The sequence below is a fragment of the Halomonas sp. A40-4 genome (genome assembly GCF_015767635.1).
Taxonomy (GTDB): domain Bacteria; phylum Pseudomonadota; class Gammaproteobacteria; order Pseudomonadales; family Halomonadaceae; genus Vreelandella; species Vreelandella janggokensis.
This window is the reverse complement of sequence record NZ_CP065230.1, coordinates 1,967,758-1,993,084: the sequence shown is the minus strand read 5'-3', so window position 1 is coordinate 1,993,084 and position 25,327 is coordinate 1,967,758. Positions and strand designations below refer to the sequence as shown.

23 protein-coding genes are annotated in these 25,327 nt (G+C 55.8%); 19 read left to right on the top strand and 4 right to left on the bottom strand.

Annotation, left to right across the window (positions count from 1 at the left end; all coding sequences use genetic code 11):
- Positions 1 to 86 precede the first annotated feature (86 nt).
- Positions 87 to 3,464, bottom strand: a complete 3,378-nt coding sequence (gene amt, locus IT895_RS09350) for an ammonium transporter (RefSeq protein WP_199285335.1) — start codon at positions 3,462 to 3,464, stop codon at positions 87 to 89.
- 323 nt (positions 3,465 to 3,787) lie between these two features.
- On the opposite strand from amt, the gene IT895_RS09345 reads away from it, so the two are divergent.
- The 4 genes from IT895_RS09345 (at position 3,788) to IT895_RS09330 (ending at position 7,956) form a co-directional block, all read left to right on the top strand.
- The gene (locus tag IT895_RS09345) at positions 3,788 to 5,029 is read left to right on the top strand and encodes an NAD(P)/FAD-dependent oxidoreductase (protein ID WP_199285334.1); all 1,242 of its coding nucleotides are present in this window, start codon (positions 3,788 to 3,790) and stop codon (positions 5,027 to 5,029) included.
- A gap of 71 nt (positions 5,030 to 5,100) precedes the next feature.
- Positions 5,101 to 5,310, top strand: a complete 210-nt coding sequence (locus IT895_RS09340) for a putative motility protein (RefSeq protein ID WP_066320510.1) — start codon at positions 5,101 to 5,103, stop codon at positions 5,308 to 5,310.
- Between the two features lie 259 nt (positions 5,311 to 5,569).
- Positions 5,570 to 7,159 carry a peptide chain release factor 3 gene (locus tag IT895_RS09335; RefSeq protein WP_085918523.1) on the top strand — a complete coding sequence of 530 codons (1,590 nt, stop codon included), beginning with the start codon at positions 5,570 to 5,572 and terminating at the stop codon, positions 7,157 to 7,159.
- A 20-nt stretch (positions 7,160 to 7,179) separates the two neighbouring features.
- Positions 7,180 to 7,956, top strand: coding sequence for a TatD family hydrolase (locus IT895_RS09330; protein ID WP_199285333.1), 777 nt, complete (start codon positions 7,180 to 7,182; stop codon positions 7,954 to 7,956).
- 7 nt (positions 7,957 to 7,963) lie between these two features.
- On the opposite strand, the gene ygfZ is transcribed toward IT895_RS09330, so the two are convergent.
- A complete protein-coding gene (gene ygfZ / locus IT895_RS09325; RefSeq protein WP_199285332.1) occupies positions 7,964 to 8,926 on the bottom strand; it encodes a CAF17-like 4Fe-4S cluster assembly/insertion protein YgfZ in 963 nt (320 codons plus the stop codon).
- A gap of 209 nt (positions 8,927 to 9,135) precedes the next feature.
- Here ygfZ and IT895_RS09320 point away from each other — a divergent pair, with 209 nt between their 5' ends.
- The 7 genes from IT895_RS09320 (at position 9,136) to IT895_RS09290 (ending at position 16,818) form a co-directional block, all read left to right on the top strand.
- The gene (locus IT895_RS09320) at positions 9,136 to 9,333 is read left to right on the top strand and encodes a hypothetical protein (RefSeq protein WP_199285331.1); all 198 of its coding nucleotides are present in this window, start codon (positions 9,136 to 9,138) and stop codon (positions 9,331 to 9,333) included.
- The gene (locus tag IT895_RS09315) at positions 9,333 to 9,740 is read left to right on the top strand and encodes an OsmC family protein (RefSeq protein ID WP_085918527.1); all 408 of its coding nucleotides are present in this window, start codon (positions 9,333 to 9,335) and stop codon (positions 9,738 to 9,740) included. Before IT895_RS09320 ends, IT895_RS09315 begins: the two co-directional genes overlap by 1 nt.
- A gap of 27 nt (positions 9,741 to 9,767) precedes the next feature.
- Positions 9,768 to 11,792 (top strand): excinuclease ABC subunit UvrB, encoded by a 2,025-nt coding sequence (uvrB, locus tag IT895_RS09310; protein ID WP_085918528.1) that lies wholly within the window; start codon positions 9,768 to 9,770, stop codon positions 11,790 to 11,792.
- 3 nt (positions 11,793 to 11,795) lie between these two features.
- A complete protein-coding gene (gene nei / locus IT895_RS09305) occupies positions 11,796 to 12,623 on the top strand; it encodes an endonuclease VIII (protein ID WP_199285330.1) in 828 nt (275 codons plus the stop codon).
- 181 nt (positions 12,624 to 12,804) lie between these two features.
- Positions 12,805 to 14,310 carry a fumarate hydratase gene (locus tag IT895_RS09300; RefSeq protein WP_199285329.1) on the top strand — a complete coding sequence of 502 codons (1,506 nt, stop codon included), beginning with the start codon at positions 12,805 to 12,807 and terminating at the stop codon, positions 14,308 to 14,310.
- A 116-nt stretch (positions 14,311 to 14,426) separates the two neighbouring features.
- Positions 14,427 to 15,845, top strand: a complete 1,419-nt coding sequence (gene cls, locus IT895_RS09295; protein WP_199285328.1) for a cardiolipin synthase — start codon at positions 14,427 to 14,429, stop codon at positions 15,843 to 15,845.
- A gap of 55 nt (positions 15,846 to 15,900) precedes the next feature.
- On the top strand, positions 15,901 to 16,818 hold the full coding sequence (locus IT895_RS09290) for a LysR substrate-binding domain-containing protein (RefSeq protein ID WP_199285327.1): 918 nt from the start codon (positions 15,901 to 15,903) through the stop codon (positions 16,816 to 16,818).
- Between the two features lie 4 nt (positions 16,819 to 16,822).
- Here IT895_RS09290 and IT895_RS09285 read toward each other — a convergent pair whose 3' ends face one another.
- Positions 16,823 to 17,926, bottom strand: coding sequence for a bifunctional nicotinamide-nucleotide adenylyltransferase/Nudix hydroxylase (locus tag IT895_RS09285; protein ID WP_085918533.1), 1,104 nt, complete (start codon positions 17,924 to 17,926; stop codon positions 16,823 to 16,825).
- A 155-nt stretch (positions 17,927 to 18,081) separates the two neighbouring features.
- On the opposite strand from IT895_RS09285, the gene IT895_RS09280 reads away from it, so the two are divergent.
- Entirely contained in the window at positions 18,082 to 18,990 is a 909-nt protein-coding gene (locus IT895_RS09280; protein ID WP_199285326.1) for a YihY/virulence factor BrkB family protein, read from the top strand.
- Between the two features lie 14 nt (positions 18,991 to 19,004).
- The gene (yccX, locus tag IT895_RS09275) at positions 19,005 to 19,280 is read left to right on the top strand and encodes an acylphosphatase (protein WP_085918535.1); all 276 of its coding nucleotides are present in this window, start codon (positions 19,005 to 19,007) and stop codon (positions 19,278 to 19,280) included.
- Here yccX and IT895_RS09270 read toward each other — a convergent pair.
- The gene (locus IT895_RS09270) at positions 19,277 to 20,218 is read right to left on the bottom strand and encodes a D-2-hydroxyacid dehydrogenase (RefSeq protein ID WP_199285325.1); all 942 of its coding nucleotides are present in this window, start codon (positions 20,216 to 20,218) and stop codon (positions 19,277 to 19,279) included. The two genes, yccX and IT895_RS09270, sit on opposite strands and share 4 nt — an antisense overlap.
- Before the next feature lie 182 nt (positions 20,219 to 20,400).
- Between IT895_RS09270 and IT895_RS09265 the strand changes: the two genes are divergently transcribed.
- The 6 genes from IT895_RS09265 (at position 20,401) to ybgC (ending at position 25,312) form a co-directional block, all read left to right on the top strand.
- Complete coding sequence (locus IT895_RS09265) at positions 20,401 to 20,685, top strand: FmdB family zinc ribbon protein (protein ID WP_085918537.1); 285 nt, start codon at positions 20,401 to 20,403, stop codon at positions 20,683 to 20,685.
- 66 nt (positions 20,686 to 20,751) lie between these two features.
- Positions 20,752 to 22,533, top strand: a complete 1,782-nt coding sequence (aspS, locus tag IT895_RS09260; protein ID WP_085918538.1) for an aspartate--tRNA ligase — start codon at positions 20,752 to 20,754, stop codon at positions 22,531 to 22,533.
- A 74-nt stretch (positions 22,534 to 22,607) separates the two neighbouring features.
- Positions 22,608 to 23,162, top strand: a complete 555-nt coding sequence (gene ruvC, locus IT895_RS09255) for a crossover junction endodeoxyribonuclease RuvC (protein WP_085918539.1) — start codon at positions 22,608 to 22,610, stop codon at positions 23,160 to 23,162.
- Positions 23,163 to 23,241: 79 nt separating this feature from the next.
- The gene (gene ruvA / locus IT895_RS09250) at positions 23,242 to 23,853 is read left to right on the top strand and encodes a Holliday junction branch migration protein RuvA (RefSeq protein WP_085918540.1); all 612 of its coding nucleotides are present in this window, start codon (positions 23,242 to 23,244) and stop codon (positions 23,851 to 23,853) included.
- Positions 23,854 to 23,885: 32 nt separating this feature from the next.
- Positions 23,886 to 24,923, top strand: a complete 1,038-nt coding sequence (ruvB, locus tag IT895_RS09245; protein ID WP_199285324.1) for a Holliday junction branch migration DNA helicase RuvB — start codon at positions 23,886 to 23,888, stop codon at positions 24,921 to 24,923.
- On the top strand, positions 24,920 to 25,312 hold the full coding sequence (gene ybgC, locus IT895_RS09240) for a tol-pal system-associated acyl-CoA thioesterase (RefSeq protein WP_199285323.1): 393 nt from the start codon (positions 24,920 to 24,922) through the stop codon (positions 25,310 to 25,312). The genes ruvB and ybgC overlap by 4 nt, the downstream gene beginning before the upstream one ends.
- The last annotated feature ends 15 nt before the right edge of the window (positions 25,313 to 25,327 follow it).

Here is a 25,327-nt window from a genome sequence, read left to right as displayed (position 1 = left end):
TTATTCAAGCTCGTTCTTCAAGTTCGTTCTTTCGCCTTTCTTCCTTGGTAGTTGATTTGCCGGGGTTTGTTATTTCCGGTTTCTGATTAACGTGGCATTACCTTGATAGGCTGTCCGCCTACCTGGGTGAGTGAGCCTGGGTGTCCGAGTAAAAAACCTTGGGCATAGTCAATGCCGAGCGTCGTGAGTGTATCCAGGGTTTGCTGTGTTTCGACGAATTCAGCGATGGTTTCTATATTGAGCGCTTTCCCCACGGCATGAATGGCTTCCACCATCGCTCGATCTATCGGGTCTTCATGAACATGGCGAATGAAATGACCGTCGATTTTTAAATAATCAACGGGCAACTGTTTCAAGTAGCTGAAGGAAGACAGCCCTGTGCCAAAATCATCCAGCGCAAATCGGCAGCCAAGTTGCTTAAGCGTGTGGATGAGCTCGATCACGCTTGAAAGCTGGGCAATGGCCGCGCTTTCGGTAATTTCAAAGCACAGGCTGCCCTTGGGCAGTTGGGCTTTGTGTACCTGGGTGATCAAATCCCTGCAGAATTCGCCATCAGACAGTGACGCGCCCGAGAGATTGACCCCCCAGCAGCCCCAGGCAGTGTCTGGGGCTGAGCGGGTAATATCGGACAGCCATGCAAGCGTGTTGCGAACCACCCAGCGGTCAATGCGCGGCATAAAGTGATAGCGTTCGGCGGCAGGTAAAAAACTGCCCGGTGTGATCAGGTTGCCGTCTTCTTCCAGGCGTAAAAGTATTTCCTGGTAAGCGGGGCGTTTGGCGCAGACAGCTTTGATTGGTTGGGCAAAGAGTCGGAAATGATCATTGTCGAGGGCGTTCTGTAAACGCTGTACCCAGCGAAGTTCGCCGTCGCGTTCGAGTACCGAATGGTCATTGGCCTGGTAGCAGTGAAGGCGGTTGCGTCCTGCCTCTTTGGCGGTATAGCAGGCGGCATCGGCGGCGTGAAGCGCATCGGTTAGCTGCATGTTGTGATCCGTCAGAGCGACCAGCCCGATGCTGACGCCAATACCAAAGGTGTGCTCCTGCCAGGCAAAGCGATAGTTTTCGATATCACAGCGGATGGCATCGGTGATTTGGCAGGCTTGATCAATAGGGCAGTTGGGCAGCAGCAGGGCGAACTCGTCGCCACCAAGTCGTGCGACGGTATCGCTGGTGCGCACATAAACCTGCAGCTTTGTGGCCACCTGCCGGAGGAGCTCATCACCGGCGATATGGCCGCAGGTATCGTTGACGATCTTGAACTGGTCAAGATCCAGATAGCATAAAACGTGCGATCCTTCCTTCTCATTCAGCAAATGGCTCAGTGTTGTTTCAAATGCTCGGCGATTGATTAGCCCTGTCAAATTGTCGTGGCTGGCCTGGTAGTTAAGCTGGTCGGCAAGCTGACGGGTGACGCTGACATCCTGAAAGACGGCCACTGCGCCCAGCGTAATGCCGCTGCGCGAGCGAATAGGGGCGGCGCTATGCTGAATGGGCGTTCGCTGTCCTTCGCGGTGTTCAAGCCAGCCATCGTCCGTTGAATGAATGGCGCGATGCTGGGTGAGCACCTGACGCGCTGGGTTGCTCCGTAGGCTACCGGTATTGTCGTCAATGAGCCGGTAAATAGACTGGATCGGTTTTTCACGCGCGTCGCGAAGGTGCCAGCCGGTCAGCCGCTGGGCTTCGCTATTCATGAACGTGATCAAGCCACTGGCGTCGCAGGTGATAACGCCATCGCCAATGGAAGCAAGGGTTGTTCTTGCCAGGTCCCTCTCGCGGTTTAGCTGCTCCTGCAGGCGCTTGCGTTCGGTAATGTCACGCACCATGCCGGAACGTTCGGAGGCCGAGCCACTGGCACCTTCGCTTACCTGAATTTCCAGGTAGCGGATTTCCTGAGTGGCGGAGCGCAGTTTAATCTCGTGACGCTCACCCGGTGCCAGGTTTCGGCTATCCAGTAAGCGGCTGACGGGGGTACCTATCATTTGCTCGGCTTGAACGCCGAACAGCTGTTCGGCTCCGGGGTTAAGGCTGGTTAGCAGCCCATTGGCTTGCCAGGTAAGCACGCCGTCGCGCAGGTTGTGCAGCATCACACGGGTATGCCCGATAGCGCTTTCCAGTGCCGCGGCGACGCGGTTGTAGCCTGCCGCTATTTCGCCCACTTCAGAAAAAGGATCTGCCTCGATGCGCTGGCGCATGTCGCCCTGCTGCTCATGACGGCGCATGTGTTCCAGTAATTGAGTCAGTTCGTTATGGGTACCGTGCTCGGCGAGGTTGAGGCCCATTTTTTCATCTTCAGCGCTAACGCGAAGTGGAAAATAGCGCCCCGAGATACGAAACAGCAGCCACGCAATACCAAAGCTCCAGAGTCCGCAGACAACGACGCCCAGCAATTGAACGCCTGCCTGCTCCAAGGTGCTCAGTCCCGTGGCCAGTGCCTTGGGGTTGGCTATCCAGGGCAGAGCGAGCGTGCCCCAAATGCCGGGAATCAAATGCGCCGGAATAGCGCCTACGGCATCATCGATGCGGTGGTTGAGTAGCCATTCACTGGTGACCACCATCAGAACGCCGCTGACAGCCCCGAGCCCCAGTGCTGCCGACATCGAAATCGCATGGGCGCCTGCGGTAACAGCGACCAGCCCGGCAATGGCGCCGTTGATGGCATACATGACGTCAGCATAGCGACGGGTTCGCCAGCCCATCAGCATGGCGGATAAAATGCCACCGGCGGCGCCCAGGACGGTATTGGCAAGAATGCCAGGTACCTGATTGTTAACAGCCAGCGTGCTGCCGCCGTTGAAGCCAAACCAGCCGAGTATCATGAACAATGCCCCTAACATGGCAAGGGGAAGGTTGCCTGCCGGGAAGGCGGTGGGAGGTTGGTTTTGGTTGAAGCGTCCCTGGCGAGGGCCGATGGCGAGGACGGCTGCAAGCGCGACCCAGCCCCCCACGCTGTGAACGACGGTTGAGCCGGCAAAATCGACAAAACCCAGCGAGGCGAGCCAGCCGCTTTCGCCTCCCAATAGACCGCCCCATGCCCAGTGTCCAAATACGGGGTAGATGAGTAGCGCTATCCAGAGGGCGGTCCATAGGTAGGCAAAAAATGGCATTCTTTCGGCGACGGCACCCGCCACAATGGTCGCAGCGGTAGCACAGAACATGGCTTGAAAGATAAACAACGTGATTACCCAACTCGATACAGAGTTGAGCTGCCACCCGAACAGGCTTGTGCCCAACCAGCCGCCTTCCGAAACACCGAACATCAACCCGAAGCCCACTAGCCAGAAGATGCTCAATGCGATGGCAAAATCCGCAATATTCTTCATTGCGACATTGATGGCGTTTTTGCTGCGGGTTGTGCCGGCTTCCAGGCATAAAAAACCCGCCTGCATGACAAATACCAGCGCGGCTGCCCATAATACCCACAGCGTATCGAGCAGTTCGGTGTCGACAATGGGTGTGAGCGGCATGGCGGTGTCCTTGGTATTTTTGGTGCGTGGCACGCACCTTTTCGGTGCATGGCGCTATGCAAAGGTTGTTAAGACAGTGCTGAATTAATGTTCTTTGCCCTGATGATGATTCACCCGGTAATAAGGCCAAGCAATTGCTGTGCCGCAATGTCGGGCGCTGTCGATTTTTGTGCTTAAGGCGATATTAATTTCTGATTTATCTATTAAAAACAGTTTTTTGGACTGTATTAATGGTTCTTTATCAGTGCTATTTTTTTAGATAAATAGGCGTGCGGTGTAACGAGCCCGCGTGTCGTGTAATTTGCAGATCGGAGGGTGTTTCAATGTCGCGTCATGCAGTGGTGTTAGGGGCAGGTATGGTAGGTGTCAGCATTGCATGGCAACTGCAGCAGCGGGGTATTCAGGTCACCCTGATGGACCGGCGCCAGCCAGGCCGGGAAACATCCTTTGGCAATGCCGGTATTATCCAACGTGAAGCGGTAAAACCGTATCCCTTTCCTCGCGATTTGAAAACTATCCTGAGTGTATTGCCCAATCGGCGCGTGGATATCCGCTATCGTACCGGTGGGATGCTGGAAGCGGCATCGCCGTTATTGAGCTATTGGCATCATTCTTCGCCGCGTCGCTACCGGCAGATCGTGCCGGAATATGCCTCCTTGATTCAGCTGTGTCTTAAAACCCATGAGCCGATGATTGAGGCCGCGGGGGTCGAGGACTTGGTTCGTCGTCAAGGTTGGCTGGAGATATATAGAACCCCGGAGAAGCTGGCCGAGCGCGCAAAAGAGGCCGAAGAAATGCGGGACCTCTACGATGTGCAATTTCAAGTGTTGGATCGACAGGCATTGCGAGACAAGCAGCCCGACCTTGGCGATGACATCATTGGGGCCATTCATTGGCTTGATTCCTGGACAGTCGCCGACCCAGGCGCGCTGGTGGCTGCCTACGCGGCGTCATTTGTCGCCAATGGCGGACGCGTTGTGCAAAGTGATGTTCAGTCGGTCACCCAGCGTGAAACCCAGTGGCGTGTGACGACCAGCGATGGAGAAGTGGTGGCAGATGATGTCGTAATGGCACTGGGACCCTGGTCAGGCGAGTGGCTCAAAGGGCTGGGCTATCGCTTCCCGACCTTCGTCAAACGGGGCTATCACATGCATTATGCCACTCAAGCACCGGCTCGGTTGCAGTACTGGTTGATGGATGCCGAGGTGGGCTACTTGCTGGCGCCCATGAATGCAGGCATCCGTCTTACCACGGGTGCCGAGCTGGACCGCCTTGAGTCACCGGCTCATGAAGGCCAGCTAAGCGCGGCGGAAAGCGCTGCACGACGTATTTTTCCGCTGGCTGAGCGTCTTGATGAAGCCGCCTGGAAGGGCGCACGCCCGTGTCTTCCGGATATGAAGCCGGTGATTGGCCCGGCGCCCCGTCATAAAGGCCTCTGGTTGGCCTTCGGGCATGGCCATCAGGGGTTTACCCTGGGGCCGGCGACGGGCTACCTGCTGGCGGACATGATGGAAGGTAAAACGCCAGCCATTGTTATGGCCCCCTTCAGGGCCGAGCGTTTTTAGCGCGCGATTTTGCGTGTTGTCACACCATTTGCTAGTCTCCTAGTATATTCGTACTACATTGAGGTGATTATATGGATGTAGCCGTCAGCAACGCCGTCAGTACGGCGCTTTACATGAATCAGGCGCAAAGTGCTGAGCAAGCTCAAATGCAGGTATTCAAGGAAGCACTGGATACCCAGGCGCAGCAAGTGACTGACATCATGGCGTCTGCCGATACCGGTGCACAGCCTGATCTGGCAAAAGAGGGCACCGTGGGGACTCAGGTCAACACCTTTGCCTGAAACGTAATACGTTCCCGACAGCTTTACGCAAAACGCCGGTTTCCCGGCGTTTTTTTATGTCCGGTTATTCACGCCTGGCTCTTTTTCATGGCTCCTGCTGTTCATGACCGCAGTCTCGCTTAACTAAACCGTCCCAAAACCGTCCTCTTATGGCCCCATACTGTCTGCGAGGGTACAATTGCCAGCAATGCCATATAGCTCGGCCGCTGACACTTGGCATCTATGTGCCTGGCTGAGTCCACGTTAATGATGAGGCCCGATGAAAGATACCCAATTAGCCCAGGAAGCCGGGCTTAGAAGAACCTTTGCTATCATTTCGCACCCCGATGCCGGTAAAACGACCATTACAGAGAAAATGCTGCTGTTTGGTAATGCCATTCAGCTGGCCGGATCGGTGAAGAGCAAGCGCAATGATCGCCATGCCACGTCGGACTGGATGAAAATGGAGCAGGAGCGGGGCATCTCGGTGACAACCTCCGTGATGCAGTTTCCCTATGGGGGACGCATCGTTAACCTGCTCGATACGCCAGGTCACGAAGATTTCTCTGAGGACACCTACCGTACCCTGACGGCGGTGGACTCCGCCCTGATGGTGATTGATGGCGCTAAAGGCGTCGAGGACCGGACCATCAAGCTGATGGACGTCTGTCGTCTACGCACCACGCCGATTCTGACCTTCATCAACAAAATGGACCGCGATATCCGTGATCCTATTGAGGTGATGGACGAGGTCGAGACGGTGCTCAACATACAGTGTGCGCCAATGACATGGCCCATCGGCATGGGACGACACTTCCGCGGGGTGTATCACCTTTATAATGATGTGGTTCATCTCTATACCCAGGGTCAGGGCAGTCGTATCCCCGAGGACAAGCGTATCGAGGGGCTGGATAATCCCGAGGTAGACGAAGTGCTGGGTGAAGAACAGGCTGAAGAACTGCGCATGGAAGTTGAACTGGTGCGCGGTGCATCCCATGAGTTTGACCTTGATGCTTATCGCCGTGGGGAATTGACGCCCGTCTATTTCGGGACGGCCATGGGCAACTTTGGCGTACGCGAAATGCTGGATGGCTTTGTCGAATATGCACCGGCTCCCCAACCCCGGGAAACCGATGTGCGGGATGTGCCGGCTGACGATTCTCGCTTTACTGGCTTTGTGTTTAAAATCCAGGCCAATATGGATCCCAATCATCGCGATCGTATCGCTTTTCTGCGGGTATGCTCGGGCAAGTACGACAAGAACATGAAGATGCGCCATGTGCGTATCAACAAGGACGTCAAGATTGCCGACGCGCTGACGTTCATGGCCTCCGACCGCTCTCAGGTGGAAGAAGCCTGGCCTGGCGACATCATCGGCCTGCACAACCACGGCACTATCCAGATTGGTGATACGTTTACCGTGGGTGAGAATATGCGCTTCACCGGTATTCCGCATTTTGCGCCGGAGCTTTTCAAACGCGTGCGCTTGAAAGATCCGCTTAAAATGAAAGCCTTGCAGAAAGGCTTGCAGCAGCTCTCCGAAGAAGGCGCTACCCAGGTCTTCATGCCGATCGACAACAATGACCTGATTCTGGGGGCAGTGGGGACGCTGCAATTTGACGTCGTGGCGCACCGTTTGAAAGAAGAATACAAGGTCGACTGTCTGTATGAAGCCGTCAATGTTCAGACAGCGCGCTGGGTGTATTGCGAAGATCCCAAGATGCTTGAGGAATTCAAGCGTAAGGCAAGCACCAACCTGGCGATCGATGGCGGCGGCTACTTGACCTACATCGCACCGACCCGCGTCAACCTGCAAATGACCCAGGAGCGCTGGCCGGATATTCGCTTCCAGCCGACGCGCGAGCACTAGCCGGGCAATACGAGGCGACCATGCTGATTGATGCCCACTGCCATCTTGATTTTGCGGTGTTCGACCCTGATCGTGATGCAGTCATGTCAGCCGCAAGAGGCGTGGGGGTCAAGCACTTCATCGTGCCGGGGACGACGCGTGCTCGCTGGCAAGCCGTGCTGGCGCTGGGACAGCGATGTCAGGATGTCAGCGTTTGCGCAGGGCTTCATCCCTACTTTACGGGTGAACACCGTGACCAGGATCTGGCTGAGCTCGAGTGCTTGCTGAAAGAGCGCTCCGAGCTGGTCGCCGTCGGTGAATGCGGGATTGACGCTCGCTTTGACACTACCCTTGATGCCCAATGGGCGTACTTTGATGCCCAATTAACCTTGGCCAAGCAGCATGCCTTGCCGGTGGTCGTGCATTGTGTCAAAGCCAACGACACCGTCGCCAAACGGCTTCGTCAACGCACGCTTTCCAGAACCGGGTTGATCCATGCCTTTGCCGGGTCTTACGAGCAGGCCAGGAAGTTTGTGGATCTTGGTTATGTCCTGGGTCTGGGGGGCGCGGCGACCTATTACCGGGCAAAGCGATTGCACCGGGTTATCAAGGCATTGCCCGATGACAGTTTTGTGCTGGAAACGGACAGCCCCGACATGCCGCTAAGTTGCTACCAGGGACAGCGCAATGAACCTTGCCGAGTAAGTGACGTCTGCAATGTCGTGGCCGAATTACGCGGACAAGCACGCGAACATGTCGCCGCCATCAGCAGCGCCAATGCCGCCCGCCTGTTTCGCTTACCCGTTGCGGTCGATTAATCAGCGTTCAATTCGCCAGGCCCATGGCGAGCTGCTCGGGGTCGAGCCGCTCGATAGCGTAGGGAAGATCGAGTAGTGTCAAGCGGGCCTCCCCGATATAAACGGGCATGGCCTCTTCCATCACCTTGGTATTCATGACAGCCAGAAGCTCAATGCTGCCTGTTTCGCTAAGAGCGCTGGTAACGACTTCGCCGACGGCCTTATTGGCTTCATTGATAATCGTGTCCCCGGTTGTTGGCGCCTCGATATTCGAAAGTTCGGCACGCACCAGGCGTTTTTTTACCTGACCACGAAAATGAGCCCGGGCAACGACTTCCTGACCGGTGTAACAGCCTTTTTTGAAGCTGATACCGCCCAGCGCTTCCCAATTGAGCATCTGCGGCAGGAAATGGTCCTGCTGTGCCTCGGTCAGCCATGCCAGGCCGCTGCGGATGTCAGCCAATTGCCAGGCGGCCCGTCCGCCTTCATCGTCAAGTGTCTCGATAAGAGTGTCGTCTTCCAGACAGAACAGCCAGCGTGGTGTATCGCCTGGATAGCACAGCACGCTGGCGTGTGGGTTTGTGGATTGAGTGCCAGGCGCGTTGGGCAAGGGGAGGTCCAGCGTTTCCGCAACTGAGCGGGCATTTTCTCCCACGCCGACCAGCAATAGCCCGGGAAGTGGGGTTAGCTCCGCTTTATAAAAAGCGGCAAATTTTTTTAGGTGGCTGCTCAGCGTTTCAAGCAGCGACGCGCTGAGAAGTAGCCGATAATGACTGTCACCAACCTTCATCAACTGGGCATTTGCCAGCATGCGTCCCTTTGGCGTGCAGAAACAGGTAAGCGGCGCAAAACGCCCGTCGGCAAGGCTGACCTGAGCGCTGGTTTGCCCTTGCAAGAATTTCTCGGCATCGGGTCCTTGGATATCCAATGCCGCTAAATGGTTAAGGCGAATACCGCTGTTAAGGGCATCGATTGAGGGAACGGTCGCCATGACAACTCCTGTTGAAGGGGTGGCTGGATCGTGTTGCGAATCAATATTGTCTTAAGTATGGGCAATGGACCGCAATTGCAAGGGTCCTGCCGCGTGCTAGACTCGTTGTCTGTATCAGTTTTGCATAGGACAATATCAATTCGCTCGGAGAGCCAATCCAGTTGGCATTGACCCGTGACGGTAAAATGTATTTGAAACAAGGCTAGCCGATGGCACAGCAATCACTAACCTTTCACGGTGTGAAATCCGCTGAACAGGTCAATCAGATTACCACCGCGCTGATGATGCTCGAAGGCGTGGACAGCGCTGAAGTGGGTCGCTATGGCGCTGAAGTGGACGGTCGCGTAAAGCGTGAGGCGCTCATCAAGGCCGTTGAAAAGCTCAAGCTGGGCATAAAGGTAACATGATGCACAAGCCGATTACGGTGATCAGTGAGCGCAACAGCGCTTTCCGCCAGCGCGTCGAGGTTGACGGCCTTGAGGATCTGGCCGCCGATGTGCCGCCCGTCGTGGGCGGTGACGGCAGCGCGCCTGACCCCCATGACTATTTTGATATTGCCCTTGGAACCTGTAAGGCAATTACCGTACAGATGTATGCCAAGCGAAAGCAATGGCCTCTGAAAGGCATTACCGTCACTGTTCAGCGCGATGACAGCCAGGAAAGGAAAGGTGAGTACAAGCTGGCGGTGATGATGACCTTTCACGGCATTGATGATCCTGAGCAGCGTGCCCGGCTGGAAGATATCAGCCACCGCTGCCCCATCCAACGGTTGATGACCACATCGACCGTGGAGATTACGACGAGCACCACGTAGCTCGCCTTACCCTGATCAGGAGTGACGATGAGCAAGGATTTCCGGTTGCAATCGAAATTTGAGCCCGCAGGCGACCAGCCCAACGCTATCAAGGGCCTGGTGGGGGGGCTAGAGTCGGGACTTGCCCATCAAACGCTGCTCGGTGTCACCGGCTCGGGGAAAACCTTCACCATGGCCAATATCGTCGCGCAACAGCAGCGGCCAACGATTGTCATGGCGCCCAATAAGACGTTGGCGGCGCAGCTATACGGTGAGTTCAAAGCGTTTTTCCCGGATAACGCCGTTGAATACTTCGTGTCCTACTACGATTACTACCAGCCGGAAGCCTATGTGCCGTCGTCGGACACTTTCATTGAAAAAGATGCCTCCATCAACGACCACATCGAGCAAATGCGCCTGTCGGCGACGAAAGCACTTCTGGAGCGCCGGGATGCGTTGATTGTCGTATCGGTGTCAGCGATTTATGGCCTGGGCGACCCTGACCAGTACCTCAAGATGCGCTTGCATTTTACCCGCGGCGAGTTGATCGACCAGCGTGCTTTCCTCCGTCGTCTCGCGGAACTTCAGTACACGCGTAACGATATGGATTTTCGCCGCGGTACTTACCGGGTGCGAGGCGATGTGATCGATATTTTCCCGGCAGATGCCGAAGAAGAAGCCGTGCGGGTGGAGTTGTTTGACGATGAAATCGACTCGATCCGGCTCTTTGATCCTTTGACGGGCGACGTGCGCGGGCAAGTCCCGCGCATGACCATCTACCCGAAATCCCACTATGTTACGCCTCGAGAAACGATTCTAGGCGCGATTGACGATATCAAGGCAGAACTTAAAGAGCGGTTGGAGTGGCTGCGCAAGCACGAGCGTCTGGTCGAGGCGCAGCGGCTCGAGCAGCGCACGCTGTACGATATCGAGATGATGCTCGAATTGGGTTACTGCAACGGTATCGAAAACTACTCTCGCTATTTATCGGGCCGCACCCCCGGCGAGCCACCGCCGACATTTTTCGATTACCTGCCAGACGATGCGCTGCTGTTTATTGATGAATCCCACGTCAGCGTGCCCCAGGTAGGCGGGATGTACAAAGGTGACCGGTCGCGCAAGGAAACGCTGGTGGAGTACGGATTCCGCTTGCCGTCTGCACTCGATAACCGGCCGATGAAGTTTGAAGAATGGGAAGCCATTTCACCGCAAACGATTTTTGTCTCGGCGACACCGGGCCCTTATGAAGCCGAGCATGCAGGCCAGGTTGTCGAGCAGGTCGTGCGGCCGACGGGCTTGCTGGACCCCGAGATTGAAGTGCGTCCGGCAAGCACGCAGGTTGACGATTTGCTGTCCGAGATCAGGCTTCGCACCGAGGTGGGCGAACGCGTGCTGGTGACCACCCTCACCAAGCGTATGGCAGAAGACTTGACCGAATACCTGGACGAGCATGGCATCCGCGTCCGCTATCTGCATTCGGATATCGATACCGTCGAGCGGGTGGAAATCATCCGCGACCTGCGGTTGGGGAAATTCGACGTGCTGGTGGGGATCAACCTGCTGCGTGAAGGGCTGGATATCCCGGAAGTCTCATTGGTTGCCATTCTTGATGCCGATAAAGAAGGTTTTCTGCGTAACGAGCGCTCATTGATCCAGACCATTGGCCGCGCCGCACGTAACGCCCAGGGGAAAGCTATCCTTTACGGCGACCGGGTTACCGATTCCATGCGCAGGGCGATGGATGAAACCGAGCGTCGGCGTGACAAACAGAAGGCGCATAACGAAGCCCATGGTATTACCCCAACCACGATTACCCGCTCGGTAACCGATATCATGGAAGCCGCACAGGCACCGGGCAAGAAAAGCAACCGCAAGCGGGGTAGTGATCGCAAAGTGGCCGAGAGTACGGCCGAGTACGATACCGCGAGCATGGACAAGCACGATTTCCTTGCCGCGATCAGCAAAATCGAAGATGCCATGTTTGAAGCGGCGCAAAACCTTGAGTTTGAGGAAGCGGCACGCTTGCGCGACCAGTTGCACAAGATGAAAGAAAAACAGCTGGCGCTAGGGTAGGGCATGCCTGAAGGTCCGGAAATCCGTCGTGCGGCAGATCGCATTGAGCAGCAGATAGGCGGCCAGGTGATTGACGATGCCTGGTTCGCCTTCCCGGAACTTGCCGAGCAGGCAGCGTCACTGCTTGGGGTGCGGGTTTCGCGGGTAGATACTCGGGGCAAGGCAATGCTGATCTGGTTTGCCGACCAGCGCGTGCTTTACTCCCACAATCAACTGTATGGGGTTTGGAAGCTTCACAAAGAAGATAAGCCCCCCAGCACCCGGCGCTCGCTGCGTGTTCGAATAACCACAGATGGGCGCTGCGCCAGTCTGTATAGTGCTTCCGATATTTCACTCTGGCACGAAGACAATCTCACAGAACACCCGTTTTTATCCCGGCTCGGGCCTGACCTCCTGAGCCAGAAGGTGACCCCGCTGCAAGTACAGCAGCGCATGAGCCTTAAGCAGTTTCACCGACGTAGCCTGGGTGCATTACTTCTCGACCAGGGCTTTGTCGCGGGGTTAGGCAATTATCTGCGCTCGGAAATTCTTTTTTTTGCCCATTGCCACCCCAAACAGCGCCCGGTTGATTTAGCCGAGCGGCAGCGCCAGCAGTTGGCTATTTTTATTATCGACATAACTCGACAGGCCTACCAGCAGGCGGGGGTAACCAATACAAAGGCCTGGGTTGAAAACGCCATCGCCGCCGGTGAACCGCGTCGCCAATGGCGCTTCAGTGTTTTTGAGCGAGCGGGACTTTCCTGCCATCGTTGCGGTCGCGTTATCGAGCGTATGATGGTCGGCTCCCGGCGGCTTTACTGGTGCCCCGGCTGTCAAATAGATACACCATGATTTATACCGTTATCTTTCTGTTTGAAAACAATTAAACCAACACACACACCTAGAATTGCAGACATACAGTGTTGCTGCCGGAATAATGCCAATACGGTATAATGTTTACACGTTAAACAGGCCGCTATTCCCATCACCGCTTAGGCCGCCGACAAGACGATAACCGAGGAGCAGTTTGTCCATGACCGTGATTCGCCAGGACGACGTGATTCAAAGCGTTGCCGATGCACTGCAGTACATCTCTTACTACCATCCCAAAGACTTTATCGATGCCATGGCGGCTGCCTATGAGCGTGAAGAAAACCCTGCCGCCAAGGACGCGATTGCCCAGATTTTGATCAATTCGCGTATGTGTGCCACCGGTCATCGCCCAATTTGTCAGGATACCGGTATCGTCACGGTGTTTGTTCACGTGGGTATGAATGTCACCTGGGACGCTGGGATGAGCCTGGATGACATGGTCAATGAAGGGGTGCGTCGCGCCTATCAGCTACCCGACAATATTTTGCGAGCGTCTGTCCTGGCGGACCCTGATGGAAAGCGTCAGAATACCAAGGACAACACCCCGGCGGTTATCCACCATAAGCTTGTGCCGGGCGATAAAGTCGATATCCATGTGGCAGCCAAGGGCGGTGGTAGCGAAGCAAAATCCAAGTTTGCCATGCTCAACCCCTCTGACAGCGTGGTGGATTGGGTCATTGAGCAATTGCCTAAAATGGGCGCTGGCTGGTGCCCGCCTGGTATGCTGGGTATCGGGATTGGCGGCACGGCCGAAAAAGCCATGGAAATTGCGAAAGAGGCACTGCTGGATCCTATCGATATCCAAGACTTGCAGGCAAGAGGGGCCAGCAATCGCGCCGAGGAGCTGCGTCTCGAGCTGTTCGACAAGGTCAATAAAAGTGGCATTGGCGCACAAGGCTTGGGTGGCTTGACGACTGTGCTGGATATCAAGGTCAAGGATTATCCGACGCATGCGGCAAATAAGCCGGTCGCCATTATTCCCAACTGCGCGGCCACTCGCCATGCCCACTTCACACTGGACGGCTCTGGCCCCGTGGCGCTACCTGCCCCCAAGTTGGAAGATTGGCCGGAAATTACCCGTGAAGCCGGCGACAACGTCAAACGTGTCAACCTGGATACGGTGACTCCCGACGATGTCAAAACCTGGCAGCCCGGCGATACGCTCTTGTTGAATGGCAAGCTGCTGACCGGGCGTGATGCGGCCCACAAACGCATGGTAGATATGATTGCCAAGGGCGAGCCGTTACCGGTCGATATGAAAGGACGGTTTATCTACTATGTGGGCCCGGTGGATCCGATAGGTGACGAAGTGGTCGGCCCTGCAGGTCCTACCACCGCCACACGCATGGACAAGTTCACCCGCACCATGCTCGAAGAAACAGGCTTGCTGGGCATGGTGGGCAAGGCCGAGCGAGGGCAGGCGGCGATTGACGCCATCCGCGATAACCAGGCGGTTTATCTGATGGCGGTAGGCGGTTCTGCTTATCTTGTTGCCCAGGCAATCAAGAAATCCCGCGTGGTTGGCTTCGAGGATCTCGGCATGGAAGCCATTTATGAGTTTGAAGTGGAAGATATGCCGGTTACCGTCGCCGTGGATAGTGCAGGAACCTCGGTGCACCAGACCGGGCCTGCCAAGTGGAAGGACATTATCGCCCAGACGGCTTGAATGTTGGAAAGGAGTCGCGTGTTTCAGGCGATATAGGCCCTGCCAGTGGCGGGGCCTATGTCCATTCTCGGCCAGCGCATCGCAATGGAATTGACACCCATAATGAGGACACCACTATGACCTCGTGGTTGCTAGGGACCGGCATCTTGTTGATCTATGTGCTGGGGATTGTTTCAGCGGTGATGGCGCTGATGTCCAGCCGGACCTCCCAGGGCGCGGTCGCCTGGATTATCTCACTACTCACGTTTCCTTACGTTGCCGTACCTGCCTATTGGCTATTTGGACGGCCACGGTTTTATGGCTACGTGACGGCCCGCGGGGTGCGTGACAATATTTTACGCCGCATGCTGGTACGTTATCGCGCCAACATTGACCCCTATGGTGTGACGGCTAAAAGCGCCGATATTCGAGCCGTTGAACAGTTGGCCATGATGCCAATGACCCAGGGTAACCAGGCAACCTTGCTGATTGACGGCGAGGAGACCTTCGAAAGCCTGTTTGCGGGCATTGAGCGTGCCCAGCGCTATATTCTTCTGCAATTTTTCATCGTCCGGGATGATCGGCTTGGCCGCCGATTGATGGCGTACCTTCAGCAGGCTGTGCGGCGTGGTATCAATATCTATTTCCTATACGACGAGATGGGCAGCCGAAAGCTCAGCGATCGCTATTTAAATGATTTGGCCCAGTCAGGTATCGAAGTCAGTGCGTTTCGATCCTCCAGGGGGCTTAAGCATCCTTTCCAACTGAACTTTCGCAATCATCGTAAAGTGATGGTGGTCGATGGGCATGAAGGTTGGCTTGGCGGGTTTAACGTCGGCGTGGAGTATCTGGGCGAGGATCCTAATCGTGGCCCCTGGCGCGATACGCATCTCAAGCTTGAAGGTCCGAGTGTTCTGGGGCTTCAGGAAGCCTTCTGGGAAGATTGGCATTGGGCGACAGGCGAAGTGATAACCCTGGATTGGCAGCCCGTGAAAACCTTCGCCAGTAACCATCACGTGGTCGTGGTCCCCTCGGGACCTGCAGATCGCCAGGACACAGCAAGCCTGCTCATACAGCAGGTAATACAGAGTGCCGAAGAGCGGCTATGGGTTACCAGCCCCTATTTTGTGCCGGACCAGGGTGTTCAGGATGCGCTTCGGCTAGCCGCCATGCGTGGCGTGGATGTCCGGGTCATGATACCCGAACGGCCTGATCACTTGCTGGTTTTCCTGTCGGCCTTTTCATTCCTGCCCGATATGTTGCGCGTTGGTGTGAAAATATACCGTTATCTTCCTGGTTTTCTCCACCAGAAAGTGATGCTTGTTGACGACAAGGCGGCAACGGTCGGTACAGTGAATATGGACAACCGTTCTTTCCGGTTAAACTTTGAAATCACCGCTTTTATGCCCAGCCCGTCCGTTGCTGCCCAGGTTAGCTTGATGCTCGAGAACGATTTCGCAAGATGTCGTCGTATCAGCCTGGATGAGATTGCCCAGCGTCCCTGGTGGAAAAAAGTGGTATCACGGGCGGCCTATTTAACGGCGCCCATTCAGTAAACTGAAGGCTCCGTGCCAGATCAATTCAAATAACTAGGGTGACAAGGAGTCGTTGGTGAACCTTGAAACAAAATGGTTGGAAGATTTCGTCGCATTGGCCAATACCCGGAGTTTTTCAGCATCTGCCAGGCAGCGGCACGTGACTCAGCCAGCGTTCAGTCGGCGTATCCGGGCTTTAGAGCAGGCGGTGGGGGTGACGTTGGTTGACCGTTCAACGACGCCGGTGGGCTTGACCTCAGAAGGACAGCTGTTTCTGGTTACCGCGCGAAACCTTGTTGAGCAGCTTAACGAATCGTTAGGCCATTTACGGGGGCTCTCGATTGCCAATGAGGCGCTGGATATCGTCGCCGCGCATTCGTTAGCGCTGAGCTTTTATCCGCCTTGGATATCGCGACTGCAAAAAGGCCTCGGTGAGCTGCCTACCCGATTGGTCGCGATGAATGTCGGAGAGGCCATTCACGTGCTTCGTGAAGGCAACTGTGACCTCATGCTGGCCTACTATGATCCATTCGCCACCATGCAGCTGGATGCTGAAGTGTTCCCGTCTTTTTCGATTGGCAACGTCAATATGCTCCCCGTGTCATTACCCGATGCCCAGGGCAAACCATTGTTTTCACTTCAAGAAGGTGACTCTGTGCCCTACCTGGCTTATACGCAGGGTGCCTTTTTGGGGCGCAGTGTACGCATGCTGCTGAAAAACGACCCCTTGCGTATGAAACTGCGCACCGTCTATGAAACCGCCATGGCGGAGGGGCTGAAGGGGATGGTGCTTCAAGGGGTAGGCATGGCATGGATCCCCGATTTTTGTATTCGCGAAGAACTAAAGAGCGGTCGTTTGGTGCGTGCTGCCGATGCCAACTGGGATATCCCGCTGGAAATCCGGCTGTACCGTTGTTCACTGGTCCACAAGCCTGGTGTAGAGCGCTTGTGGCGGCAAATGATGAAGCTGCCCCGGGACTTTCTGCAGGGGTAATGAATTAGTGCGCTGACTCGCTCGTAAAGTCGGCAGGCAGGCCAAGAAAATTTTGAATGATAAAAAAATGGTCTTCAAACAGGCTATCGGGCTGAAGGTCGGCAAGGGCGACCCAGCGGGCATGGTCACCGCCCTTGACGGGTTTCAATTGCGGCAACTGCTGGTCGGGGCGCAAGGCAAAGTAGAAGGCTTCAGCCAGCGTTCGGCCACGCCAACTGCGGTGAGGTTCATCAAACAGGCGCTGGCCTCTCAATGAGCCCTTCAAAACCGGCTCAGGTACTTTCAGACGGATACGCTCACGCAATTCCCGCAGGCAGGCGTCAAGCAATCGTTCATGGGGATTGATAAAGCCACCTGGTAATGCGAACAGCCCCTTACCCGGTGCTGCAGTACGGCGTACCAGTAGCACATGGCCTGACTGGACCACCACGGCATTGACGGTAACAAAAATGGGAGGGTAGGGCGCTTGTTGCCAGGCTTTACGATACTGGTCCAGCAGTTGCTGCTCCTCCAGCAGTTGTTCGTAGTCGCTTCCCCGGCAAAAAAGCGCCACACGATCAACCACGCCAGGGGGTAGGTCGTGGTAGGCACCTGTACTGAGGTAGTCGTCGGTGGACCCAGGCGAGCGAAACAGACGTTCACGGATCTGGCTTGCTGAAATACCTTCGACCAACGGGACACTCACCGACTCCCATTGCGGGAATAGTGATAGGTAGTAGCTGGATTGTCCCCGGCTAGCCCCTATAAGACCGATCCGTGGCAGTCTGGCATTTGCCGGCGCGGTCAAGTCCCTTACTTTACGCTGAACATCGCGAACCCAGACGTCGTTGTTGTAAAGCGCATCCAGTAACGGTGTGATTTCCAGTCGCTGGTTATCCTCCTCGTCAAAACCTGAGCGCAACATCATCTGCCGTTCTTCAAAACGCCATGGATTCCGCAGCGAGCGTGCCTGCCAGGAGGAGCCGACCAACACGATAACCTGACGCGCTTGTTTCAGTGCTTCACGAATAACCGCCAGATGCCCCAGGTGAGGGGGCTGAAAACGGCCAATAAAGACGAGGCAGTCAAAGTCATACGCCTGGCTCGGGTGTGAGGCATCAGTTGGCATGCGAGGCTGTCCTTTGTCTGTCAATCATGGCCCCGCATTATGGTGGGCTTGGCGAGGCGGCGCAATCTAGCTCTGCAGCCAACGGTATGATTGGGTATGCTAATTATAATAGGCCATGGAGAGTTGGCCCTGTATCAATTGATTAGGGAGTTTTCATGCTCAAACGCAGCGCATATTTTTGGGGCAACGTGCTCAGGGACTCGGCGTCATTATGGTTGAAGCGCAACGCCTTCAGTTATGCAGGCTCCTTGGCGTTTTACACCCTCTTTTCACTGGCCCCCACCATTATTATTGCGGTCACCGTCATTGGCCTTGTACTGGGTGAGGAAGCGGCGCAGGGTCAGATCGTGGCACAACTGCAAGGCACGATCGGCAGTGATGCCGCAGCGGTAGTGGAACAAGCCGTCGCTCAATCGCGCATTCAGGAAGCGGGGATAATGCCGACGATACTCGGCGTGGGCGCACTTGTCGTGGGTGCCACAACGGTGTTTGCTCAGATGCAGTTCTCGCTCAATACGATCTGGGGCGTCACCGCCAAGCCGACAGCCAACGGGGCGCTGGTGTTCATTAAAAATCGTATACTCTCGTTAACGGTTGTGCTGTCGATCGGGTTTATATTGCTGGTCTCGTTAGTGTTGGGTGTGGCCATCCGGGGTGCGCTCGGTGCGGCAGATAACCTGCTACCTTATGTAGGCCTGCTGAGCCAAGTGGCCGAATCGCTGGTTTCGCTATTGGTTGTTGCTTTGCTTTTCGCCACTATTTTCAAGGTATTGCCCGATGTGGTATTAAGTTGGCAGGATGTTTTGATAGGTGCTGTGGTAACCGCCGTATTATTTACCATTGGCCGGAGTGTCATCGCTGTCTATCTTGCTTATACGGCAACGGCTTCTACTTACGGTGCGGCTGGTTCTGTGGTGATGGTGCTGCTGTGGGTTTATTATTCATCCCTCATTTTGCTCTTTGGCGCCGCCTTTACCCGCTCACTTCTTTTGCGCAGAGGTCGACCGTTGGTGCCACGCAATAGCGCTGTTGTTATCAAATATCAGGAAAATGATGACGGCTAAAACAGGAGACGACAATGGCAGATTGTTGTGTACGTGCTTGGGTGACGGGAAAAGTGCAAGGCGTTTTGTTTCGGCGCTCTACCCAACATCAGGCGCTGCAGTATCGTTTAACCGGCTATGCGAAAAACTTGCCTGACGGTCGTGTTGAAGTATTGCTTTGCGGCGGTCCAGAGGATGTAAAAACCGTCAGCGAGTGGTTATGGAAAGGCCCTGACGGGGCGCAGGTGACCCATGTCGAATTTAACGTGCTGGATCAGTGCCACGCCCCGGATCATTTTGCGACTTATTAGCGGTTTGCCTGCCACTGCTGGATGTTCTCAGAGGTCAGGCTGACAATGTTTTGCCTGGCCTCTGGCGTAATCCAGGCATTATGGGGCGTGACAACCAGGTTGAGTGGTTCATCCAGCGCGGCTAGCAGTGGGTGTCCTTCGCGTGGCGGCTCATTGGGTAGCACGTCGACGGCAAGCCCACCTATATGCCCATCCCTGAGTGCCGAGAGCGCGGCATGTTCGTCGATAACGCCTCCACGGGCACAGTTAATCAGCATTAACGAAGGTTTGGCCATGGCCAGGCGTCCTGCATTGATCAGGTGATGGGTGGCGTCATTTAGCGGGCAGTGAAGGCTGATAACGTCGGCTTCTGGCAGCAGGTCGTCGAGTGACGGACGGGCGTCGTTCGCTTCATTCCCCGGGCGGGCTGCAAAGGTGACGCGCATCCCCAGTGCTTCAGCCAGACGTGCTACTTCCGAACCAAGTTCGCCCTGGCCTACCATCACCAGGTGCTTGTCCGATAACTGCATCGTCGGATAATGCTGCAGGCAGAAAAAGTCGCTGTTTTGCCAGGCGCCCGCGGCAACATCCCGTTGATAAAGCGGCAGTCTGTTTGCCAACGTCAGCATCAGCATCAAGGTGTGCTGCGACACACTGGCGGTGCCATAAGCGGCAACGTTCTTAACGGCTATCCCTCTGGCATTGGCAGTTTCCAGATCGATATTGTTAAGCCCGGTAGCCAGCACACAGATCAATTTCAGCGAGGGCAACTGATTGAATGTCTCCGCATCCAGGACAACTTTATTGACAATGGCGATATCGGCATTGGCCAGGCGCTCACGAGCCTGTTGAGACGTGCTTTGACCGAACACCTCAAGGTGCGATACCGACTGACGGATAGCGGTTAGATCGATTTGCGGACCAAGACTCTCGGCATCCAATATGACTGCATTTGGCATTTTCTGACCTCCACTGTCTGCCGGTGGCGTCTAGCCTTGCTCGGCAGGGGGCACAAAAGGGTATAATAAGCTGGCGTGAATAATCATCGCCTTGGAATTTATCCCGACGGGCCGCATATTGCAGCTTGGCAGCATTCATGTTGCTGTTTTGTCGGAGTTGAGCTTTATCTGGAGTCATCAACATGCCCATCTATGAATATGAGTGCAAGGCCTGCGGCCATCGCATGGATAAATTGCAAAAAATCAGCGCCGATCCGTTAACGGATTGCCCTGCGTGCGAAAGCGCCAGCTTGTCGCGGCTGGTATCCGCTGCCGGTTTCCGCTTGGCGGGCGGCGGCTGGTATGAAACTGATTTTAAAACCGGCAGTAAAAAGAATTTAGCTGCTGATGCCAAAAGCGCAACGCCCGAGACAGGTGGTCAGAATAGCGCCAGTCCGGCGGCCAAGAAAAAAGACACGGCGGCCTAGCCGACGTCGTCAGACCGATCAAGGTCCTACAATTACCTTTTGCCACGAAACACAACAGGATGAAACATGCGCAGTCATTATTGCGGCCAGCTAAACGAAACATTGGTAGACCAGACGGTCACCGTATGCGGGTGGGTGCATCGCCGCCGTGACCATGGTGGGGTTATCTTTCTCGATATGCGCGATCGCGATGGCGTCGCTCAGTTCGTCGTGGACCCAGATACCGCCGACGCGTTTGCCAATGCCGACCGTGCTCGCAATGAGTTCGTTCTGCGCATTACCGGGCGGGTTCGTCTGCGCCCCGAAGGTACGCAGAATCCCAATATGCCCACCGGGATGATTGAAGTACTGGCAAAAGACGTCGAAGTGCTTAATACCGCGGTGACGCCGCCTTTCCAGCTCGACGAGCATGGCAAAGTCGGTGAAGAGGTCCGCCTCAAGCACCGCTATATCGATTTGCGCCGCCCCGATATGATCGACAAGCTACGGCTGCGCTCGCGTATTTCACACACCGTACGCGCGTTCCTCGAAAATCAGGGATTTCTGGATATCGAAACCCCGGTTTTGACCCGTGCGACGCCCGAAGGGGCGCGCGATTACCTGGTGCCGAGCCGTACCCATGCGGGCAACTTCTTTGCACTGCCGCAGTCGCCGCAGCTCTTCAAGCAGCTGTTGATGGTGGCGGGGTTTGACCGCTACTACCAGATTGCCAAGTGTTTCCGCGACGAAGATCTGCGTGCCGATCGCCAGCCCGAGTTCACCCAAATCGACATCGAGGCCTCGTTCGTTGAAGAAAACGACATCATGGACATTACCGAGTCCATGATTCGTCAACTCTTCCAGGAAGTGCTCGATGTCGAACTGGCCGCGTTTCCGCGCATGACGTGGCAGGAAGCCATGGACCGCTTTGGCTCAGACAAACCCGACTTGCGTATTCCCCTTGAATTGACCAATGTCGATGACTTGATGCAACAGGTTGACTTCAAGGTGTTCTCCGGCCCGGCAAATGCGGCAGATGGCCGCGTTGCAGCGTTGAAGGTTCCTGGCGGTGCATCACTTTCACGCAAGGAAATCGACGAATACACCAAATTCGTCGGTATCTACGGCGCCAAGGGGCTTGCTTGGATCAAGGTCAACGAGCGCGCGAAAGGCCTTGACGGGCTGCAGTCGCCGATCGTCAAGTTCATGGAGAATGTGGTAGAGGATCTGCTCGACCGTGTCGACGCCAAAGATGGCGACATTATTTTCTTCGGTGCTGACAAAACGCGTATCGTCAACGAAGCGATCGGCGCATTGCGCGTCAAGCTGGGGGCAGACCTCGACCTGTATACCCAAGACTGGGCTCCTCTCTGGGTCGTCGACTTCCCGATGTTCGAAGAGGACGATAACGGCCGCCTCAGCCCGCTGCATCATCCCTTTACTGCCCCGTCATGCTCGCCTGAAGCACTCAAGGATGACCCGGCGAACGCCTTGTCGCGCGCCTACGACATGGTGCTGAATGGTACCGAGCTTGGCGGCGGCTCGATCCGTATTCATGATCAAACCATGCAGCGTACGGTGTTTGACATCCTGGGAATTGGCCAGGCAGAAGCCCAGGAAAAGTTCGGCTTCCTGCTGGACGCCCTCCAGTACGGTGCGCCGCCTCACGGTGGTTTGGCCTTTGGCCTGGACCGCCTGGTGATGCTGATGGCGGGTGCCAAGACCATCCGCGAAGTGATCGCGTTCCCGAAAACCCAAAGTGCCGCTTGTTTGATGACCGACGCCCCGGGCGAAGTCAGCTCAGAGCAGCTCAAAGACCTTAATATCCGTTTGCGTCAGAAAGCCAAAGCGGATACCACGGCCGAATAAGCGCTCTTCATATACCACCTTGCACCGGCGCCCAGGCGTCGGTGTTTTTGTTTGGACGACTTGAGTGCTGTTATATGCAGACACCTGCCTTATCCAATCCGTTGCGTATCCTGGGCATTGACCCTGGTTCGCGCATTACCGGCTATGGTGTCATTGAGCTGGTAGGGCTTGTTCCCCGGTATGTTGCTAGCGGCTGCATTCGTACCGCTGAAGGTCCGCTCGAGCAGCGTTTGGCTCAAATCTACGCAGGGCTAGGGGAGGTGGTCGGATTGCACCGCCCAGATGCTGTGGCCATTGAGCGCGTTTTCATGGCAAAAAATCCCGACTCAGCGCTCAAACTGGGGCAGGCAAGAGGGGTGGCGCTGGTCTGTATGGCCAACCATGGTCTGGCAGTTGATGAGTATGCCGCGCGGCAGATCAAGCAGGCGGTAACCGGTCAGGGCGGCGCCGATAAGTTGCAGGTGCAACATATGGTAACGGCTATCTTGCATCTGGCGGCTTCACCGCAGGCGGATGCGGCTGATGCACTCGCGATTGCACTGACCCATGCCTACGCCAGCCAAGGACCCAAGGCGCTAACCACGCAAGGAGGAGGGCGTCGCCGTTCCTCCGGGCGCTGGCGACTCTGATAATCAGCCGCCAACCACTGGTCACTTGTACAGAGTGGCTTTATAGTGGCGACTGGTTTGGCTTAGCGCGAGCATAGATATGATTGGACGGCTTAAAGGCCAGTTAATTGAGAAGCAGCCGCCTTGGATCGTGGTGGATGTACATGGCGTGGGATACGAGCTGGAAACGTCGATGACAACGCTGGTAGCGCTGCCGCCGGTGGGTGAAGGCATTTTTTTATATACTCATCTCACGATACGGGACGACGCCCATCTGCTATATGGATTTGGTCGCGAGCATGAACGTGCCCTGTTTCGCGCCCTGATCAAAGTGAATGGTGTGGGGCCCAAACTGGCTTTGGCCATCTTGTCGGGTATGGATGAAGACGCCTTTATGCGTTGTGTGCGCGATGATGACAGCAAGGCGCTCACCAAACTTCCAGGCGTGGGTAAAAAAACCGCCGAGCGCTTGATCATAGAAATGCGTGACCGCTTTCCTGAGTGGGAAAATGGCCGCGATACCACGCTTCCTCTCGAAGCCGCCAATGGACAGGCTACTCATCACCGAAACAGCTTGGCGGACGCCGAGTCGGCGCTCGTGAGTCTTGGCTACAAACCGACCGAGGCCACGAAAATGCTGGCCGACCTTGATGGTTCTCAGTCGACCGAGGCCCTCATCAAGGCGGCACTTACCCAGCGCATGAAGGGCTGAACGCGTACAACCAAGGACGTAAATGAACGCTTATGCTAGAGCACGATCGACTGATTGCCGCTGAGCCAGAGCAGGGTGAAGGTCGCATTGACCATGCGATTCGCCCTAAACGGCTCCAGGACTATATTGGCCAACCCCGCGTTCGCGAGCAGTTGGAAATTTTTATTGGGGCCGCCCGGCTGCGTGAAGATAGCCTTGACCATACATTGGTGTTCGGCCCACCAGGCTTGGGCAAGACCACCTTGGCCAACATTATTGCCACGGAAATGGGCGTGGGGCTCAAGTCGACGTCGGGCCCGGTGCTTGAAAGGGCCGGTGACCTGGCGGCAATGCTCACCAACCTGGAGCCTGGGGAAGTCCTGTTTATCGATGAAATCCATCGCTTATCGCCCGTTGTCGAGGAAGTGCTGTATCCGGCGATGGAAGATTTTCAGCTCGATATCATGATTGGTGAGGGGCCTGCTGCACGCTCGATCAAGCTGGATTTACCGCGCTTTACGTTGGTGGGCGCCACCACTCGAGCAGGGCTCCTCACCTCGCCGTTGCGTGATCGTTTTGGCATCGTTCAACGGCTGGAGTTTTATAACCTGACCGAGTTGACAGAGATCGTGACCCGTTCAGCCAAGCTGCTTGGCGTTGAAACTCATCATGACGGTGCCGTTGAAATTGCCCGTCGCTCAAGGGGCACCCCCCGAATTGCCAACCGCTTGCTTCGCCGAGTCCGCGACTATGCCGAAATGAAGGGCGATGGCACCGTAGATGCAAGTCTGGCAGACGCGGCGCTAAACATGCTTAATGTGGACCACCATGGGTTGGACCATATGGATCGCAGGCTGTTATTGGCAATGATCGATAAATTCGACGGCGGGCCAGTAGGTGTCGATTCACTGTCAGCCGCCATCGGTGAGGAACGCGATACCATTGAAGACGTCATCGAGCCGTATTTGATCCAGCAGGGACTGATGATGCGCACGCCTCGCGGGCGCGTCGTCACGCGGCAGGCCTGGTTGCATTTTGAGCGTGTTCCCCATGAGGCGTCCATCGAGGCCCAGGGAGAGCAGCGTCCATGAACCAGTCGCCGCGTTACCCGGTCCGCGTTTACATGGAAGATACAGACGCGGGGGGGATTGTCTACTACGTTAACTACCTGAAGTTTATGGAACGTGCCCGCAGTGAATGGCTGAGATCCCTGGGGATCGACCAGCAAACGTTGCTGGACGCAGGCACTCAGCTAGTGGTATATCGCTTGTCCTGTCATTACACCAAGCCTGCGCGACTAGATGATGCGCTTGACGTAAGTGCCGATGTCGTCAGTGTTGGCCGCTGCCGGATGACATTTGAGCAGCACGTATGGCGGGAAAATGAACGTCTTTGCGCCGCCACGGTCGAGATAGCGTGCTTGAGTGCGCAGGATCTGCGCCCTATGGCATGGCCGTCTGCGCTCAAATCGCTTATGTAACGCACGATGCGGGCA